This window comes from Streptomyces sp. NPDC088747 (assembly GCF_044751025.1).
Lineage (GTDB): Bacteria > Actinomycetota > Actinomycetes > Streptomycetales > Streptomycetaceae > Streptomyces.
This window is the reverse complement of record NZ_JBIVKZ010000004.1, coordinates 289,186-306,720: the sequence shown is the minus strand read 5'-3', so window position 1 is coordinate 306,720 and position 17,535 is coordinate 289,186. Positions and strand designations below refer to the sequence as shown.

Annotated in this window: 14 protein-coding genes; 4 read left to right on the top strand and 10 right to left on the bottom strand. The window is 70.6% G+C overall.

The window, feature by feature from the left end:
• Positions 1-129: 129 nt before the first annotated feature.
• The 5 genes from ACIP79_RS12145 to ACIP79_RS12125 form a co-directional block, all read right to left on the bottom strand.
• The gene (locus ACIP79_RS12145) at positions 130-2,448 is read right to left on the bottom strand and encodes a GH92 family glycosyl hydrolase (RefSeq protein ID WP_401222341.1); all 2,319 of its coding nucleotides are present in this window, start codon (positions 2,446-2,448) and stop codon (positions 130-132) included.
• A gap of 26 nt (positions 2,449-2,474) precedes the next feature.
• Positions 2,475-5,078: a PA14 domain-containing protein gene (locus ACIP79_RS12140; RefSeq protein ID WP_401222339.1), complete on the bottom strand. Its 2,604-nt coding sequence runs from the start codon at positions 5,076-5,078 to the stop codon at positions 2,475-2,477.
• A 157-nt stretch (positions 5,079-5,235) separates the two neighbouring features.
• Complete coding sequence (glgC, locus tag ACIP79_RS12135; RefSeq protein WP_387178465.1) at positions 5,236-6,456, bottom strand: glucose-1-phosphate adenylyltransferase; 1,221 nt, start codon at positions 6,454-6,456, stop codon at positions 5,236-5,238.
• Between the two features lie 81 nt (positions 6,457-6,537).
• Positions 6,538-7,689, bottom strand: coding sequence for a glycogen synthase (gene glgA / locus ACIP79_RS12130; protein WP_401222336.1), 1,152 nt, complete (start codon positions 7,687-7,689; stop codon positions 6,538-6,540).
• 146 nt (positions 7,690-7,835) lie between these two features.
• Positions 7,836-8,570: a (2Fe-2S)-binding protein gene (locus ACIP79_RS12125; protein WP_401222334.1), complete on the bottom strand. Its 735-nt coding sequence runs from the start codon at positions 8,568-8,570 to the stop codon at positions 7,836-7,838.
• 210 nt (positions 8,571-8,780) lie between these two features.
• Between ACIP79_RS12125 and ACIP79_RS12120 the strand changes: the two genes are divergently transcribed.
• Positions 8,781-9,977: a DMT family transporter gene (locus ACIP79_RS12120; RefSeq protein ID WP_401222332.1), complete on the top strand. Its 1,197-nt coding sequence runs from the start codon at positions 8,781-8,783 to the stop codon at positions 9,975-9,977.
• Here the strand turns inward: ACIP79_RS12120 and ACIP79_RS12115 are convergent.
• Complete coding sequence (locus ACIP79_RS12115) at positions 9,967-11,229, bottom strand: transglycosylase family protein (RefSeq protein WP_401222330.1); 1,263 nt, start codon at positions 11,227-11,229, stop codon at positions 9,967-9,969. The genes ACIP79_RS12120 and ACIP79_RS12115 overlap by 11 nt on opposite strands.
• 378 nt (positions 11,230-11,607) lie before the next feature.
• Here ACIP79_RS12115 and gndA point away from each other — a divergent pair, with 378 nt between their 5' ends.
• Complete coding sequence (gene gndA, locus ACIP79_RS12110) at positions 11,608-13,047, top strand: NADP-dependent phosphogluconate dehydrogenase (protein WP_401222329.1); 1,440 nt, start codon at positions 11,608-11,610, stop codon at positions 13,045-13,047.
• Positions 13,048-13,446: 399 nt separating this feature from the next.
• On the opposite strand, the gene ACIP79_RS12105 is transcribed toward gndA, so the two are convergent.
• The 4 genes from ACIP79_RS12105 to ACIP79_RS12090 all read right to left on the bottom strand — a co-directional run bounded on the left by ACIP79_RS12105 (position 13,447) and on the right by ACIP79_RS12090 (position 15,762).
• Entirely contained in the window at positions 13,447-14,112 is a 666-nt protein-coding gene (locus ACIP79_RS12105; RefSeq protein WP_401222327.1) for an arylsulfatase, read from the bottom strand.
• Positions 14,112-14,456, bottom strand: a complete 345-nt coding sequence (locus ACIP79_RS12100) for a GNAT family N-acetyltransferase (RefSeq protein ID WP_401222325.1) — start codon at positions 14,454-14,456, stop codon at positions 14,112-14,114. The genes ACIP79_RS12105 and ACIP79_RS12100 overlap by 1 nt, the downstream gene beginning before the upstream one ends.
• A 61-nt stretch (positions 14,457-14,517) precedes the next feature.
• Positions 14,518-14,937, bottom strand: a complete 420-nt coding sequence (panD, locus tag ACIP79_RS12095; protein WP_387178483.1) for an aspartate 1-decarboxylase — start codon at positions 14,935-14,937, stop codon at positions 14,518-14,520.
• Positions 14,938-15,153: 216 nt separating this feature from the next.
• Entirely contained in the window at positions 15,154-15,762 is a 609-nt protein-coding gene (locus ACIP79_RS12090) for a TetR family transcriptional regulator (RefSeq protein ID WP_401222323.1), read from the bottom strand.
• A gap of 108 nt (positions 15,763-15,870) precedes the next feature.
• Between ACIP79_RS12090 and ACIP79_RS12085 the strand changes: the two genes are divergently transcribed.
• Positions 15,871-16,878 (top strand): zinc-binding dehydrogenase, encoded by a 1,008-nt coding sequence (locus ACIP79_RS12085; RefSeq protein ID WP_401222321.1) that lies wholly within the window; start codon positions 15,871-15,873, stop codon positions 16,876-16,878.
• 20 nt (positions 16,879-16,898) lie between these two features.
• Positions 16,899-17,501, top strand: coding sequence for an NADPH-dependent F420 reductase (locus ACIP79_RS12080; protein WP_401222320.1), 603 nt, complete (start codon positions 16,899-16,901; stop codon positions 17,499-17,501).
• Positions 17,502-17,535 lie beyond the last annotated feature (34 nt).

Sequence of the window (17,535 nt, the reverse complement as noted above, 5' to 3'; positions counted from 1 at the left end):
GAACTGGCAGTGAAACCCGTACTCGCGATTACGGTCAAGTACGATCAAGCTACGCTCAGTTAACACCAGATTAAGTGCGGCCCCCGTCCCGCCCCTCCGGGAGGGGCGGGACTCAGGTGACCTGCGGGATCAGTTCAGCGCAGGAGGGGCCGCCTCCGCCGACGTTCCCCACCCGGACGGCTCGGAGCCGACCGTGAAGGAGAGCGAGGACAGACCACGTAGCGCGTCGGTCGTGAGATACGTACGGCCGTAGGAGGATCCGTCCACGCGGGCCGACTGGATGTACCGGTCCGTGCCCGAGGTGCCCGGCGCCGTCACGGTCAGCGCGCCGCGCGGGTAGTAGCGCCGGTCGAGCGTCAGGTCGACGCGCTCGAAGACGGGGGTGGACAGGCCCCAGGTGTCGAAGCCGGGCTGCACCGGGAAGATCCCGATGGACGACAGGACGTTCCAGGCGGACATCGTGCCCAGGTCGTCGTTGCCGGTCATACCGGTGGGGGCGTCGGTGAACAGGGTGAGCGCCGCGTGCACCACGTCGGTCGTCTTCCAGGGCTGGCCGGTCGACAGATAGGTGTACGGCGCGATCAGGTCGGGCTCGTTCTGGGGGTTGTACTTGTCGGCGTTGTAGTACTCGTACGGGCCGTTGACCCACACCTCCCGTGCCGTCTTCGCCGGGTCCTGGAGGAGCTGGTCGTAGGCGAAGAACGAGTCGAGCCGGTCGTTGGCCGCCTGCCGTCCGCCGATCAGGTCGACCATGCCCGGCAGGTCCTGCGGCACCAGCCACTGGTACTGCCAGGACGTGCCCTCGTGGAAGCCCTCGCTCAGGGCGGGGTCGGCGGGCCCGGTGAAGGCGCCGGAGGCGTCGCGCGCCCGGAAGAACCCGGTCGAACCGTCGTAGATCTCACGGTAGTTCTGCGCACGGGCGGCATAGCGCGCGGCGTCGGCGTCGTGCCCGAGGTCCCGCGCCATCTCGCCGAGCATCGCGTCCGAGAGGGCGTACTCCAGGGTTGCCGAGGCGCCGTGGTCGTAGTCCGAGTCGCCTGGCTTGGCGTGCGGGCGGCCCGCGATGTAGGGGGCGTAGCCGTCGGCGAGGTACTCCCGGTTGGCTTCACGGCCCACCGCCGGTGAGTCCGCGGGCGGCACGCCGTCGGCGTTCTTCCTCAGCGCGCGGTAGGCACGCTCCTCGTACCCCTTGAGGAGTCCCTGTTGATAGGCGTTGGTCAGGAACGGGGTGACCGGGTCGCCGGTCATGATGTTCGTCTCGACCGTGCCGTAGCCCCACTTGGGCAGCCAGCCGCTCTCCTCGTCGATCCTGATCACGGAGATCGCCATGTCCCGTGCCTCACGTGGCGCGAGCAGTGAGAGGAGCTGCGACTGGGTGCGGTAGGTGTCCCACAGGGACCAGTTCTGGTAGTAGGTGAACCCCTCGGCGCGGTGGATCCGCTGGTCCCAGCCGGTGTAGCGGCCGTCGGCGTCGCTGCCGATGTTGGGCGCGAGGAAGGACCGGTAGAGGGAGGAGTAGAAGGTGCGGCGCAGGGTGTCGTCGCCGCCCTTGACGCGTACGTCGTCGAGCCGGTCCTCCCAGGCGCGGTGGGCCGCGCCCCGGACCGCGTCGAACGAACGGCCGCCCTCGGCGCGGAGGTTGAGCGCCGCGCCGCGGGCGTCCACGTAGGAGAGGGCGGTGGTCGCCTCGACCGTGCGGTCCCTGGTGGTGTCGAAGCGGAGGTAGGCGCCGTCGCGGCCCGTCGTGGACCCGGGGGTGACCGTCGTGCCGTCCCAGGTGCCGTACGCGGTGAACGGCCGGTCGAAGCGGGTGATCGTGTAGACGGTGTAGGGCTTGGTGTCCTGGCAGAAGCCGCTGCCCGTGATCGCCGTGCGCACGGTCCGGCTGTCGAGGACCTCGACCTTCGTGGAGATCGTCCTGTGCAGCGACTGCCCGGCGTTGAGCAGGACGTTGGCCTTGTCCGTGGCCGGGAAGGTGTAGCGCTGCACGCCGGTGCGTGCGGTGGCCGTCAGTTCGGCGTTGATGCCGGTCTTCAGGCCGACCTTGTAGTAGCCGGGGTCCGCCCGCTCGGTGTCGTGGCTGAACTCGGCCGCGTACTGGGCGTAGTCCGTCTGTGTGACCTCGCCCGTGGTCGGCAGGACGGGCAGGTCGCCGCCGAGTCCGCAGCCGACGCCCGACAGATGGACGAGGGAGAAGCCCCGCACGTGGTTCTGCGAGTGGTCGTATCCGGTGTTGTGGCCGGTGTCCGGGGAGAACTGCACCATGCCGAAGGGCACGGCGGCCCCGGGGTAGGTGTTGCCCTCGTTCTCGGTACCGATGAACGGGTTGACCAGATCGGTGAGTCGACCGGCTCTCGGCTCGGCGGCCTGGGCGGCGGGCGCGGCGAACAGCGCCGACACGGTCACCGCCCCCGCCGCGAGCAGGCGCAGCTGCCTGGTCCATCTCATGGGAAGAAACCTCCGTTGTGGTGGCGTCACGTGGTCGGGCAGCCGGCCGGCGTCGCACGGGACGCGTCGCGGATCAGCGACTCGTGTGCGGCGCGCATGCGCTGGACGTCCGGCTTCAGGACCTCGCGGTCGTAGGTCAGGAGGCCGTTGAGTTCGCCCTCCACGTCCGAGATCTGTGTGTAGACGGCGCCGTTGGAGCCACGGCAGGCCAGTTGGCGGACCTCGTCCAGGCGTGCCAGGTAGTCGTCCGTGTAGGTCGCCGGGTCCACGTCGACGTACGACTGCTGCACCGACCAGGCGTGCCCGGGGACCGCCAGTCCGAGGCCGCCGTACTCGCCGGTGACCAGCGCGCGCCTGCCGTCGGGGGCGGGTGGCAGCGCGGGGCTCGGATAGCCGTGCTCGTCCATGATGTCGCCGGTGCCGCCGTCGCGGCCCAGGTTGAGCCCCGACATGCTGTTCACCAGCCGGGTCGGGTCCCAGGACTTGGCCTGGTCGGCGATGCGGGCCTCGTCGTACTGTCCCCAGCCCTCGTTGAAGGTCACCCACATGATCACCGACGGGCTGCTGATGTGCTCGTCGATCATCTGCTTCATCTCGCGCTCGTACTCCGCGCGGGACTCGGCGTCCGGGTCGACCCCGGCGGTCATGGCGGGCATGTCCTGCCAGACCATCAGGCCGAGCCGGTCGGCCCAGTAGAACCAGCGGTCGGGCTCCACCTTGATGTGCTTGCGGACGGCGTTGAAGCCCAGTTCCTTGTGGGTCCTGAGGTCGTACGCGAGGGCCTCGTCCGTCGGCGCGGTGTGCAGTCCGTCGGGCCAGAAGCCCTGGTCGAGGGTGGCCATCATGAAGACGGGCTCGCCGTTGAGGACGGTGCGCGGGGTGCCGTCGACCTGCTCCACCGCGATCGACCGCATCCCGAAGTAGCTCGCGACCCGGTCACGTCCGACGGTGACCTTGAGGTCGTAGAGGAAGGGGTCGTCCGGGGACCAGAGCCTCGGGTTGGCGATCTTCAGGGTGAGCGGCTGTCCGGTGCGGCCGCTGACCGTCGCGACCCGGTGCCTTCCGGCGTACGCGGTCGCCGTGACCGCGAGACCGTCCCGTACGCCCTTGGCCTCGACGGCGAGTCGGCTGTTCGCGACGTCGGGCGTGAGCTTGAGCGAGTCGACGTGGTCCGCCGCGACGGGCTCCATCCACACCGTCTGCCAGATGCCGGAGGAGGGGGTGTACCAGATGCCGCTGGGGTCCAGCCGCTGCTTGCCGACGGGCGGGTTCTCACCGCTCGCGGAGTCGGTCGGGTCGTACACGCCGACGATGAGTTCCTGGGTGCGTCCGGGCTTCAGGGCGTCGGTGATGTCGGCGCTGAACTTGTCGTAGCCGCCCTGGTGTTCGGCGACCCTGGTGCCGTTGACGTACACCTGCGACCGCCAGTCGACGGCGCCGAAGTTGAGCTGGAGCCGCTTGCCGGAACCCACCTTCCAGTCGCCGGGAACGGTGAAGGTACGGCGGTACCACATCCGGTCCTCGTGGCGTTCGATGCCGGAGAGCTGGGACTCCACGGGGTACGGGACGAGGATCCGCTCGGCGAGGTTCCTGCCGACCGGCGGCTGCTCGCCCGCCGTCGCCCCGGCGAACTGCCAGCGTCCGTTGAGGTTCTTCCAGTCGTCGCGGGTGAGCTGGGGCCTCGGGTACTCGGGGAGCGCGTTGTCAGGACCGACCTCGTCCGCCCACCGCGTGCGCAGCTGGTACGTGGAGTGGTTGGGGCCGCTGCTCCAGAAGGCGCCGATGGCCTTGTCGGCGGTGCTCAGGCCGCCCTGTCCGTCGTAGCGGACGTCGGCGATGCCGGGCGCGTCGCCGGTCTTGTTGCCTACGACGGGTTCCTTGAGCTTGACGAGCAGGGCCCTGGGGTCGGCAGGGTCGAGCCCGGCGGTGTCCAGGGGCCACTTGGCGCCGCCGATCACCGCTTCGAGGTGGTCGGTGAGGGTGACGGGGGGCGTGCGGAGGTCGTGCGCGAAGTCGAGCCTGAGGGTGCGGCCGTCGCCCTGGACGGTGGTCGCGACGGCGCCGTCGTAGTCGTAGCCGTCGGGCAGGCGGAACGCGGACTGCGGAACGGCGACCTTGGCGCCGCCGGGCTCGGTCCACCGCACGTGGAGGTTGGAGCCGCCGAAGTGCTCGAAGTACTCCAGCTTGAAGTCGTATGCCTGACCCGCCGTCAGTTCGATCGGGGCGGCGGTCTGTTCGCGGTCCCAGTCGTCGACCCAGTGGTCGATGGCGAGACGCCCGTCGACCCAGAGGCGGAAGCCGTTGTCGCCGATGACCGAGAAGGTGGTGGGTCCGGTCCTGGCGGGCACGATCCTGCCGGTCCAGCGGACGCTGACATCGTTGTCCTGGCCCGTGGCGGACTTGAGGCGGGGTTCCAGGTTGCCGAAGTCGAGGTTCGGGTCGAAGCCGGTGGCCTTGAGCTCGTGGAAGTCGAAGGCGCCGGGGGCGGACTGGGTGTAGTACTCGCCCTTCAGACCGTGGATCTCCACGGGGTCGACGGCCGACGACGCGGGCACGGCCGTCAGGCCGGCGAGGCCGAGGGCCACGGCGAGCAGTAACGCGAGACGGTCTCGGAGTCGTCCGATGCGCACGAATCCTCCTCGTTGAGGACGGGAGTTGCGGCTCTTGCTGAGGCATTACAACGTTGTCAAAGACCAGTTGGCATCACAGCACAGAGACCGTTTGCTGTCCAGGGACATGACAACGGCCCCGGTGAGCACTCCACTCACCGGGGCCGTCGCCGCACGTCTACGACACGAGCTGTCCCTTGCCCAGCGCGATCACGCCGCCCTTGGAGACCGTGTAGAGCTCGGTGTCCCGGTCCGGGTTGACGCCGATCGTCGCGCCCGGCGGCACCTCGACGTTCTTGTCCAGGACCGCGCCGCGCACCACGGCGCCGCGCCCGATGTGGACGTTGTCGTGCAGGACCGAGCCCTGTACGACGGCTCCCGGGTCGACGACGACACCCGGCGAGAGCACCGATCTGGAGACCTGGCCGCGGATCAGGCAGCCCGCGCTGATGATCGACTCACTGGCCATGCCACCGGCGTTGAATCTCGCCGGCGAGAGCTGTCCGGAGTGGGTGTAGACGGGCCAGCTCCGGTTGAAGAGGTTGAACGCGGGGCGCTCGGCGATCAGGTCCATGTGGGCGTCGTAGTACGCGTCGAGGGTTCCGACGTCGCGCCAGTAGCCCTGGTCCCGGGTGGTCTCGCCGGGCACGTGGTTGTCGCTGAAGTCGTAGAGCTGCGCCTCGCCCCGCTCGGTGAGCATGGGCAGGATCGAACCGCCCATGTCGTGCACGGAGTTCTCGTCCTCGGCGTCCCGCTGGAGCGCCTCGATCAGGGCCTTGGTCGTGAAGATGTAGTTGCCCATCGAGGCGAAGACGCACTCGGGGTCGTCGGGCAGGCCCGGCGGGTCGGCAGGCTTCTCCAGAAAGCCCTGCACGAGCTGACCGTCGGAGCCGGGGCTGATCACCCCGAACGACGAGGACTCCGCTCGCGGCACCCGTATCCCCGCCACGGTCACGCCCGCGCCGCCCTCGATGTGCTGGGCGAGCATCTGCCGGGGGTCCATGCGGTAGACGTGGTCGGCGCCGAACACCGCTATGTAGTCGGGGCGTTCGTCGTACACCAGGTTGAGGGACTGGAGGATCGCGTCCGCGCTGCCCAGGTACCAGCGCGGACCGAGCCGCTGCTGGGCGGGGACGGGCGTGACGTAGTTGCCGAGCAGGCTCGACATCCGCCAGGTCGTGGTCACATGCCGGTCGAGCGAGTGCGACTTGTACTGCGTCAGGACGCAGATGCGCAGAATGTCCGCGTTGACGAGATTGGAGAGTACGAAGTCCACGAGCCGGTACGTACCGCCGAAGGTGACCGCGGGTTTAGCACGGTCCGCGGTGAGGGGCATGAGCCTTTTGCCCTCCCCTCCCGCAAGTACGATTCCCAGCACCGAAGGTCCACCGCGCCGCATGCCGCCGCCCCTCTAAAACCGGTCGAACCACGCTCTTTGCTGAAGCCTGGCCGCTGTTGCTGAACTGCGTCTGTCCGATGGTTACCCCGGTTTGAGGATTTCTTCGTACAACTGGACGGTTCTTCTGGCGACCGCGTCCCAGCCGAACTCCCGGACCGCGCGCTCGCGTCCGGCCTCTCCCATGCGGCCGGCGGCTTCCGGGTCGGCGAGGACCGAGTCGAGGGCGCGTGCCAGACCGGCTTCGAAGTCGTCGCCCGCGTCGACCAGGACGCCGGTCACGCCGTCCTCGACGACCTCGGGAATGCCGCCGACCCGCGACGCCACCACGGCCGTTCCGCAGGCCATCGCCTCCAGGTTGACGATGCCGAGCGGCTCGTAGACCGAGGGGCAGACGAACACGGCGGCGTGCGTGAGGAGTTGGATCACCTCCGGGCGCGGCAGCATCTGCGGGATCCAGTGGACTCCGTCGCGTACGCCGCTCAGTTCCTGGAAGAGGTCGCGGAACTCCCGGTCGATCTCGGGGGTGTCGGGGGCGCCGGCGCAGAGCACCACCTGCACGGACGGGTCGATGTCCCGTACGGCGCGCAGGAGATGGGGCACGCCCTTCTGCCGGGTGATGCGGCCGACGAAGAGGATGTAGGGGCGGCCGGCGTCGATGCCGACGCGGTCGAGGACATCGGTGCCGTGGTCGGCCTGGTACAGGGCGGTGTCGATGCCGTTGTGCACGACGCGCACCTTGGCCGGGTCCAGGGCCGGGTAGCACGTGAGGATGTCCTCGCGCATCGCGCCGGAGACGGCGACCACGGCGTCCGCGGACTCGATGGCCGTGCGCTCCGCCCAGCTGGAGAGGGCGTAGCCGCCGCCGAGCTGCTCGGCCTTCCAGGGGCGCAGCGGCTCCAGCGAGTGGGCGGTCATGATGTGCGGGATGCCGTACAGGAGCTTGGCGAAGTGGCCCGCGAGGTTGGCGTACCAGGTGTGCGAGTGGACGAGCTCGCGGCCTTCGAGGGCGGCGGCGATGGAGAGGTCGACGGAGAAGGTGCGCAGGGCGTCGTTGGCGCCGTCCAGCGTCGGCCAGGGGCGGTGCCGCACCACTCCGTTCGCCACGCCCTCGCCCCAGCAGTGCACGTCCAGCTCGGTGAGGGCGCGCAGTTCCCGGGCGAGGAACTCGACATGGACACCCGCGCCGCCGTACACGTCCGGCGGGTACTCCCTGGTCAGCAGTCCAACACGCACACAGAACCCCCGTTGTCGCGACCGGTGCCCCTCATCGTCACTCACGTGGGGCGGTTGGGGAAGAGTACGGCTTTCCCCGAGGGGGGTTCCCGACGGGGGTTCCCAACGGGGCTTTCCCTTTCGGGGTTTCACGGACTCGGCCGCTGTCAATGCTCTGGCGGTCGGGTGAAGCAGCAGTCACCGCAGAGTCCCCCTCCGGGGACGCGGTAGTAGAGGCAGCAGCTGCGGCGGCGGAGCGTGACCGGGTCGAGCGTGGCGGAGAGGTCGGGGTGGGCGAAGAGTTCGGCGGCGATCGTACGGGCCCTGTCCCCTGCCTCGGGGCGGCCGTTGGCCCGTGCCCAGCGGTCGAGCTGCCGTACGGCGGCGGCCAGGGCCGATCCGGCGTTGCCCCACAGCAGCCCCTCGGCGACCCGGTGGCGGGCCCGCAGCGCCGCCGCCAGGGGTTCGAGGTGCCCGGCGAGTACGACCTCGCCGATCGCCTCCACCGGCAGGGGGCGCACTTCCGACAGCCAGAGGTCGTCGGGCGCGCCGCCGGCCGGATCCCAGCGCAGCAGCCGTGGATCGAGGTCGGGCACCTGCCCGTACAGGGCCGCGGCGCCCAGCGCGATCGACCAGAGGCGGGCGGCGAGTGCCTGGTGCGCCACGGAGGCGGCGATCCTCGGTTCGGGCGCTCCAATACTCTCGGTGACACTACGAATCCGGAAAGTTACGAAATCCGTGTAAACCTCTTTCCGGGCATCGGTTCGAGGTTCCGTGTAGGCCCGCGCGAGGGTGGGAAGCGAACCTCGGGGCGGTACGCCGGTGCGTAGTACGAAGAAGCCGCCGAGCGGGCCGAGCGCCGCGAGCTGGGGGTCGAGGTCCACGAAGAGCAGTAGTACCAAGCCCCCTAGGGGCTGTCACCAGGGGGCCCGCGCCGCGTGTCGCCCACCCTGGGTATGACAGAGGGCGATTCGTACTCCATCGGCAGTAGGACCCAATGACTGCTCAGGTACGACGACGTGAACAGTTTCGCGAGGCATCGTAGTCACCATGGAAGCCGACCGTTCGCAGCGCCGGGCACAGTGCCCCCGCCGTACGCAGAGGAGGGACTCATGAGTGCCCTCGCTTTGTCCGTGTTGCTCTCGTTCGTCTCCGCCGTCGCGTACGCGGGCGGTGCGATCGTCCAGGAGCAGGTCGCCCTGACCTCCCCCGAGCAGACCTACGCGCCGTTCCGCAGGCCGATCTGGTGGGCGGCCGTGGCGCTGAACGGCCTCGGCGGGGTGCTGCACGTGGCAGCCCTCGCCTACGGACCGCTGAGCCTGGTGCAGCCGCTGGGCGCGCTGACCATCGTGTTCGCCCTTCCCATGGCGGCCCTGTTCGTCGGCCGCAGGGCCGGGGCGACCGCCTGGCGCGGCGCCATCATGGCCACCGTGGGTCTCGCCGGCCTGCTGTCGCTGGTCGGCTCCTCCGATTCGCAGTCCCTGGGCGGCACCGAGCGTCTGGTGCTGGCCGTGGTGACCGGTGGCGCGGTGGTCGCGCTGATGGTGGCCGGACGCGCCGCGCACCGGCACGCCGCCGTGCGCAGTGTGCTGCTCGCGGTCGCCGCCGGTATCGCCTTCGGTATGTCCTCGGTGTTCACGAAGACCGTCGCGGTGGACTGGACGGACCAGGTCTCGCCGGCCGACCTGCCGAGCCTTGCCGTGATCGGCGTCTTCGCGACGGCCGGAATGCTGCTCTCGCAGGCCTCCTACAAGGACGCGGGCCTCGCGGCGCCGCTGGCCACGCTGACGGTCGTGAACCCCGTCATGGCGGCGGCCGTCGGCATCACGATGTTCGGAGAAACCTTCCGCTACGGCACCACCGGCACGGTTCTCGCGCTGGGCTGCGGCGTCGTCGCGGCGGGTGGCCTGATCCTGCTCACGACGGAGCGTCTAGGGGGCACCCGACGCTCCGCGGCGGCGGCCGCACTCGAGGACGGATCTCCTGCCACCGCTGCCGACCTGGCTCCAGTCCCGGCCGAAACGACTGCCGCGAAGGTGGAGACGGTCACGGTGACGGCCGGCCCGCACGCCGGGTCCGCCATCGAGTCGGGCGTCGAGAAGCTGCTCGCCGGGTTTCCCGACCCGTCGGTGGGCGCTGCCGCCCGGGAGGACGCGTTCGTCCCCTCTCCCGCCCCCGTCCCGGTGGAGGAGAGCGTGCCCGAGGAGACGGAAGCCGCGTACGACCTGCCGTATTACACCGCCCTGTACGGCGCGCCGTACGTACCGCTGCCGTTCGTCAACCACCACCGGACCCGCGTCAGATCCTGACGCCGCCGGCCCTCAGGTAGGCGAGGGGGTCGACATCACTGCCGAAGCCGGGCCCGGTCCGCACCTCGAAGTGCAGATGCGGGCCCGTGCTGTTGCCGGTGGACCCGGAGCGTCCGATGCGCTGGCCCGCCGACACGCCCTGACCCGCCTTCACGGAGATCGCGGACAGGTGGGCGTACTGCGTGTAGCGGCCGTCGGCGTGCCGGACGACCACCTGGTAGCCGAACGAACCGCCCCAGCCGGCGCTGACGACGCTGCCGCCCGCGACCGACTTCACGGAGGTGCCGGTGGGCACCGGGAAGTCGACGCCCGTGTGGTAGCCCTTCGACCAGGAGGAGCCCGAGGCGTGGTAGGGCGTCCCGGCCGAGGCGTTGACGGGGGCCACGAAACCGGAGGTCTTCCTCTCGGTCCTCTCGGCCCTGTCGGGCTTCTCCGCCCGGTCGGGCTTGGCCTTGTCCGTCGAGGGCTTCGGCGTCGCCCTGGGCTTCGGGGTAGCGGCGGGCTTCGACTTCGCCGCGGGCTTCCTGGTCTTCGTGGACGTCGAGGCGGACGATTCCTTGCTGTCCGCGGCGGCGGGAGCTCCGCGCAGGCTCAGTCGCTGCCCGGGGAGGATCAGGTCCGGGTCGGGGCCCACGGTCGTGCGGTTCGCGGTGTAGAGCCGCTGCCAGCCGCCCTGGACGTCCCGGGAGTCGGCGATGCCGGAGAGCGTGTCGCCGTGGAGGACGGTGTACATCTCGGCGGTGCCCGCCCGCGACTGGGGCGTGGTCTGCGGCTGCACGTCCTGCACGGAGCGCTTGGCGCCCTGGGCGCTCTTGCTCTGCGCGCTCTGCGAGGGCGCCGGTGCCTGTGCCGGGCTGATGTCGGGGGCGTCTCCGCCCCGGGTCAGACCGGCGCGGGTGGAGCACGTCGGCCAGGCGCCGGGCCCCTGGCCCTTGAGCACCTTCTCGGCGATGGCTATCTGCTGGTCCTTGGTGGCCTGATCCGCACGCTCCGCGTACGCCCTGCCGCCGTAGGCCTCCCAGGTGGACTGGCTGAACTGCAGCCCTCCGTAGTAGCCGTTGCCGGTGTTGATGCTCCAGTTGCCGCTGGACTCGCAGGCCGCGACCTCGTTCCAGGTGCTCACGTCGGCCGCGTGGGCCACACTGGTTCCGACGAACGGGAGCGCGATACCCGCGCCGCCTGCCGTGACGGTGAGGGAAGCGCGGTTGATCCTGTTCGGCTGATACCGGCGGTGCCGGCCGCTGATGGCCATGAAGGAGCCCCCCTCGACATGCTCAGGAGCGGCAAAAGTAAACGCTGCGAACCGGCCAGGACAAGAGGGCAATCAGCCGACCCGTCGCCCCAAGTGACCGGGAATCCACCCCGGTTGCGCGAGACGCTGAGGCGCGAGGGCCCTTTCCCGCGTACAGAAGGCTGCCAAGTCAGGGCGCCGGTACGGCGGACCGGCCTCGTCGTGTTCACGGCGGACCGGCTTCGTTGTGTTCACGGCGGACCCGCCTCATCGGGGTGCCGCCGGTCCGGTGACCGATGTCTCGCCGATCGGGCGATCCGGTGTGACACGGCCGCGGCGGCGTAATACTGGCTGGCAGTACGGCTTTACCGACTTAGAGCAGCTATGGGAGCCAACCGTATGAGCACTTCAGCCCAGATCGGCGTCACGGGTCTCGCGGTGATGGGGCGCAATCTCGCCCGCAACTTCGCACGCAACGGTTACACGGTCGCGTTGCACAACCGCACCGTGGCCAAGACGAACGCGCTGGTCGAGGAGTTCGGCCACGAGGGCGCGTTCGTGGCCGCCGAGACCGCGAAGGAGTTCGTCGAGGCGCTGGAGCGGCCGCGCCGTCTGGTGATCATGGTGAAGGCGGGTGAGCCGACCGACGCGGTGATCCAGGAGTTCGCCCCGCTCCTTGAGCCCGGCGACATGATCGTCGACGGCGGCAACGCCCACTTCGCAGACACCCGGCGCCGTGAGCGCGAGCTGCGCGAGCAGGGCATCCACTTCGTCGGCACCGGTGTCTCCGGCGGTGAGGAGGGGGCGCTGCTCGGCCCCAGCATCATGCCGGGCGGCTCGGTCGAGTCGTACGGCTCGCTGGGCCCGATGCTGGAGAAGATCTCCGCGAAGGCGGCCGACGGCTCCCCGTGCGTGACGCACGTCGGTCCCGACGGCGCCGGGCACTTCGTGAAGATGGTGCACAACGGCATCGAGTACGCGGACATGCAGCTGATCGGCGAGGCGTACCAGCTGCTGCGTGACGTGGCCGGCTACTCCCCCGCGCAGATCGCGGACATCTTCCGCACCTGGAACACGGGCCGGCTCGACTCCTACCTGATCGAGATCACCGCCGAGGTCCTGTCGCACGTGGACGCGGCGACGGGCAAGCCGTTCGTGGACGTGGTCGAGGACCGGGCGGAGCAGAAGGGCACCGGCCGCTGGACCGTGCAGATCGCGCTGGACCTGGGCGTGCCGGTGTCCGGCATCGCGGAGGCGGTCTTCGCCCGCTCGCTGTCCGGGCACGCGGGCCTGCGCGAGGCCTCGCGCGACCTCGCCGGTCCCACCGCGCGGCAGCTCGACGAGTCCGAGGCCGCGGCCTTCGCGGACCGGGTGGAGCAGGCGCTGTACGCGTCGAAGATCGTGTCGTACACGCAGGGCTTCCACGAGATCACCGCGGGCAGCGAGGAGTACGACTGGAACATCGACCTCGGCTCCGTCGCCGCCATCTGGCGCGGCGGCTGCATCATCCGGGCGGCCTTCCTGGACCGTATCCGCGCCGCGTACGACGCCCGGCCGGACCTGCCGAGCCTGCTGTCGGACGAGACGTTCGCGCAGGAGATCGGCGCCGCGCAGGACGACTGGCGCGAGGTGCTGGTGGCCGCGACGCGCCAGGGCGTTCCCACTCCCGGTTTCGCCGCGGCCCTCGCCTACTACGACGCGCTGCGCGCCGAGCGCCTGCCGGCCGCCCTCACGCAGGGGCAGCGGGACTTCTTCGGCGCGCACACCTACCGGCGCACCGACCGGGAGGGCTCGTTCCACACGCTGTGGGGCGGGGACCGCTCCGAGGTGGCCGGCTGATCGGGTTCGCGGACGACGGTGGCCCGGTGCGGAGGTTCCGCACCGGGCCACCGGTCCGTTGTCCGTTGTCCGTGGCGCCTAGACGGCCGGTCCCGGCTGGGGTTGCGGTGTCGGGTCGGGGCCCGGCGGCTGCGGGATCGGGGACGGCGACGGAACGGGATCCGGTGCCGGCACCGGACGGGGGCCCGGCTTAGGGACCGGGTCCGGGAAGGGCTGCGGTCGGTCGGGACCCGGGGTCGGGTCCGGCTTCACGGGGTCGGGATACGGATGGGTCATGCTGTCCTCCAGCCAGTCGGTACGTCGGCCCTGGACTTTTCCCACGCGTACCCGGCTCCCGCGCACCCACTCACCCCCTGGCGCACCGGATGGCGACCAGGTGGGCCAGGCAGAGCGGCGGATTCAGCCTCTGCGCGCCGCCTCCGCGCCGGCGGCGAGACCCGGGCGGGGGCTGGACAGGACCGGGATCGTGGTCGTGATCAGCCGCTGGGCGGGGGCCATGGACCCCTGGGCGAGGACGATCACGTCGGCGTCGGCGACCGCGTCGGCGGAGTTCGCCACCGCGCGGGCACAGCCGTCGAGGTCACCCGCCTCGAAGAGTGCCCACGCGTCGACGAGGACGGTACGGACGTCGACGGCCCGCCCGGCGGCGCGGGCCTCTTCCTCGACGAGGGCCACCGTGGGCGCCAGGGTGCTCTCCAGCGAGGCGAGGACGACGACACGCGGGCCGGTGGCCACCGCGGAGGCGGCCATCGGACGGTCCGCGCGCAGGACGGGCACCTCGGCGCCGGCGCGCTCGGCGACGGCGCCGATGGTCGAGCAGGTGCACAGTACGGCCGCCGCGCCCTGGGCGACGGCCCGGTCGAGCACCGCCCGCACCTCGCCCGCCATCGCCTCGGGTCCGTCCCGCCGGGCGCCGGCCAGCAGTTCCTCGGCGACCAAGTGGCGCAGTTCCAGGCCTTGGTGGTCCTCGTCGCGCAGTGCGTCGAAGACGGGGATGTGCGCGGGCGAGGTGTGCAGCAGGGCGAGCGGCCCGTGCCGTGGTCCCGTCGGCGGCCGTACGGGCATCAGAAGCGGCCCGGATGCGCGTCGAGCCAGTCCATCGCGGCCCTCAGCAGCTCCGGCTGCACCGCCGGCGCCTCCTGGGGATGACGCTCCGCCCACTTCACGACGTACGGGCAGAGCGGCGCGACCACGATGTCCTCGCGCGCGGCGATGGCGTACAGCTCGCGGGCGAGGGAGCCGGCGATGCCCTTGCCCTCGTGCGCGGGCTCCACGATCGTGTGCACCGGGACGAGTGCGCGGGCGGGCGACTCCAGGACGAAGTACTCGATGCGGCCCACCACTTCGTCCCCGTCGAGCGCCTCAAGGAGGCCACCCGCACGGTTGTCGCGGATCTCGATGTCGCTCATGGTCACCACTCCTTGTGTTCCTCTGGGTGTTCCTCCGGCGGGGTCGTGTCCGCCCGGTGGATCAGACGGACACGGCCTGCGGGCTGCGCTCCTGGTCCGAGCCCGGTACGGGCATGGACGGGTCGGCGCCGAGGGCCACGATCCGGTTGTCGCGGTCCACGTGCACGACCCGCGGCCGCAGTGCACGTGCCTCGGCGTCGGAGACCTGAGCGTAACTGATGATGATCACGAGATCACCGGGGTGGACGAGATGGGCCGCCGCCCCGTTGATGCCGATGACCCCCGAGCCGCGTTCCCCCTCGATGACGTACGTCTCCAGGCGGGCGCCGTTGGTGACGTCGACGATGTGGACGAGCTCGCCGGGCAGCAGATCGGCCGCGTCCAGCAGATCGGCGTCGATGGTGACGGAGCCGACGTAGTGCAGGTCGGCCTGGGTGACGGTGGCTCGGTGGATCTTGGACTTGAACATGGTGCGCAGCATCGAGGTACTCCCGGAACTAGGCTCCCTGCCTGCGTTTTTGCAGGTCAAGGGCTGTTTCCATACCTTACAACGAGTCGCGGGTCCGGGTAGCTTTCCCTAGAATTTCCAGGACTTACGCTGACCACTTGCTGACCGGTGTCCATTCCTGCGCCTGGCGGGGCCGCCGTCCATCGCGCACGCCTGAGCTCCCACGTGCCGCAGCGGCCCTGAGTCGCGTCAGTCGAGGGCGTGGCTGCGGCCGGTCCGCAGGATCTCCTCGGAGAGCTCGGGCTCGACGTGGCGTACGGCGCGGGCGAGCACCAGCGCGCCGACCATTTCGCTGAGCAGGCGGACTGCCCTGTGGCGGGCCTCGCCCGGGTCGAGCTCGTGCCCCTTCTCCTCGGCCTCGCGCAGGAACTCGGCGGCGAAGCCGGTGAGGTAACCCTCGACGCCTTCGGCGTACGCGCTCTGCACGGCTTCGTCGTGCCGTCCGGCGTCGGTGACCAGGGAGGCGGAGGGGCAGCCGCCGTCCTGGGCGTCACGGTGCGCGGTGGACAGGTACCCGGCCACGAGCCGCTCCAGCGGAGAACCGCCCTGCCCCGGACCGTCCTCGACCGTCCGGGCCAGGACCCCGAGCGAGGCGGCGAAGGAGGCGCCGCACACCTCCACGACCAGGTCGTTCTTGGACGCGAAGTGGTTGTAGAAGCCGCCGTGGGTGAGTCCGGCCTCCTTCATCAACTCGGCGATGCCGACCGCGTCGATGCCCTGCGAGCGGAACATGCGGCCCGCCGCTTCAAGGATGTTCTGCCGGTTGCGCGCCTTGTCCTCCTTGGTGATCCGCGGCATGGCCGTCCTCTCGCGTCACTCTCGACTTGACCTTTTCAATGATGCCTCTCATCATAACAAGAGCTTTCAATGATGCCCATCATCAATAACCCATGGAACGGGAGCGTCATGCGCGCCATCGCCTACGACCAGCACGGAGAAGCCGGGCAAGTACTACGCCTGAGTGAGCGGCCAGCTCCCGCTGCGCCCGCGGCCGGGCAGGTGCGGGTGCGGGTGCTGTCCCGGCCGATCCACCCCGGCGACCTGGCGGGAGTGCAGGGCTTTCCGGGTGCGCCGCGAGGGCGGTTCCCCACGCCCCGCGTTCCCGGCCTGGAGGGAATGGGCGTCGTCGAGACCGTCGGCGAGGGCGTGCGGGAACTGCTGCCCGGTCAGCGGGTCGCCTTCTTCCCGGTGCCGGGCGCGTGGAGCGAACTCCTCACGGCACCGGCCGAACTGGTGGTGCCACTGCCCGAGGGCCTCAGCGACGGGACCGCGGCCCTGATGCTGGTCAACCCGCTCACCCTGCTCACTCTGCTGCGGGCGGTCGAGGACGCCCAGCGCGGCCAGGCCGGTCCGGTGGTGCAGACGGCCGCCGGTTCGTCGGTGGGAAAGCTGGTCAGCGCCGCGGCGCTCAAGCACGGCATCCCGCTGGTCAACCTGGTACGCAGTGCTTCGGGGGCGCAGAGCCTGCGGCAGCGTTTCCCCACGCTGCCGACCATCTCGACGGCCGACGCGGACTGGCGCACCCAGGTCCGGGACGCGACCGGCGGCCGGGGTGCTCAGGTCGTACTGGACGCGGTGGGCGGATCGCTGACCGGTGAGCTGGCCGGGCTGCTCGACGACGGCGGCACGCTGATCACGTACGGACAGCTCGGTTCCGGCAGCACGCCGCTGGAGTCGCTCGCGCTGACACCGCGGGCCCTGACCGTGCGGGGCGTGTCCATCGGCCAGTGGATGACCCGCACGCCCGAGGAACGGGCCGAGGACGTCGCCTTCGCCGCCCGTCTGGCCGCGACCGCCCCGGAACTCTTCGAGGTCGCGGCCGACTACGACCTCGCCGACTTCGCGCAGGCCATCGACCATGTCCGCCGCCCCGGCAAGAGCGGAACCGTCCTGCTCACCAGCCCCGCATCCTGAACCCCACGAAGGGCACCGCCATGAAGATCGGCACCCTCGGCGCCGGAACCGTCGCCCAGGCCATCGCCCGCCACGCCGTGGCCCACGGCCACCAGGTCGTACTGAGCAACAGCCGCGGCCCCGCCTCCCTTGCCGCACTCGCCGAAGAACTCGGACCGCTCGCCCACGCCGGCACGCCGGAGGAAGCCGCCGCGGCGGAACTCGTACTCCTCGCCGTCGGCTGGCCCCGGATCCCGGACGCGACAGCCGGCCTGCCGCACTTCGACGGACGCATCGTCATCGACGCCACCAACCAGTTCGACTCCCTGCCTCCGCACCCGAAGATCGCCGACCTGGGCGAGCTGACCGGCAGCGAGTACGTCGCCTCGCTGCTGCCCGGAGCCCGCGTCGTCAAGGCGTTCAACACCCTCTACGGCCAGTACATCGCCGCCGACCCGCGCCACCAGGCGGGACGCCGGCTGCTGTTCCTCGCCGGTGACGACGCCGACGCCAAGACGACCGTCGAGGACCTCACCGCCGCCTTCGGGTTCGCCCCCGTCGACCTCGGCTCCTTGCGCGAGGGCGGACGCCTCATGCAACTCGGCGGCCCGCTCTCCGCCCTCCACGCCCTCAAGCAGGACTGAGCCGGACCTCGCCCGGTCCTCGCCCAGCTCCTCA

Bases quoted from the DNA above. Each gene is read 5' to 3' on its own strand.
- ACIP79_RS12145 (WP_401222341.1), bottom strand. From the start codon at position 2,448: ATGAGATGGACCAGGCAGCTGCGCCTGCTCGCGGCGGGGGCGGTGACC.
- glgC (WP_387178465.1), bottom strand. From the start codon at position 6,456: ATGCGGCGCGGTGGACCTTCGGTGCTGGGAATCGTACTTGCGGGAGGG.
- ACIP79_RS12120 (WP_401222332.1), top strand. From the start codon at position 8,781: ATGAGTGCCCTCGCTTTGTCCGTGTTGCTCTCGTTCGTCTCCGCCGTC.
- ACIP79_RS12115 (WP_401222330.1), bottom strand. From the start codon at position 11,229: ATGGCCATCAGCGGCCGGCACCGCCGGTATCAGCCGAACAGGATCAAC.
- gndA (WP_401222329.1), top strand. From the start codon at position 11,608: ATGAGCACTTCAGCCCAGATCGGCGTCACGGGTCTCGCGGTGATGGGG.
- ACIP79_RS12105 (WP_401222327.1), bottom strand. From the start codon at position 14,112: ATGCCCGTACGGCCGCCGACGGGACCACGGCACGGGCCGCTCGCCCTG.
- ACIP79_RS12100 (WP_401222325.1), bottom strand. From the start codon at position 14,456: ATGAGCGACATCGAGATCCGCGACAACCGTGCGGGTGGCCTCCTTGAG.
- panD (WP_387178483.1), bottom strand. From the start codon at position 14,937: ATGCTGCGCACCATGTTCAAGTCCAAGATCCACCGAGCCACCGTCACC.
- ACIP79_RS12090 (WP_401222323.1), bottom strand. From the start codon at position 15,762: ATGCCGCGGATCACCAAGGAGGACAAGGCGCGCAACCGGCAGAACATC.
- ACIP79_RS12085 (WP_401222321.1), top strand. From the start codon at position 15,871: ATGCGCGCCATCGCCTACGACCAGCACGGAGAAGCCGGGCAAGTACTA.
- ACIP79_RS12080 (WP_401222320.1), top strand. From the start codon at position 16,899: ATGAAGATCGGCACCCTCGGCGCCGGAACCGTCGCCCAGGCCATCGCC.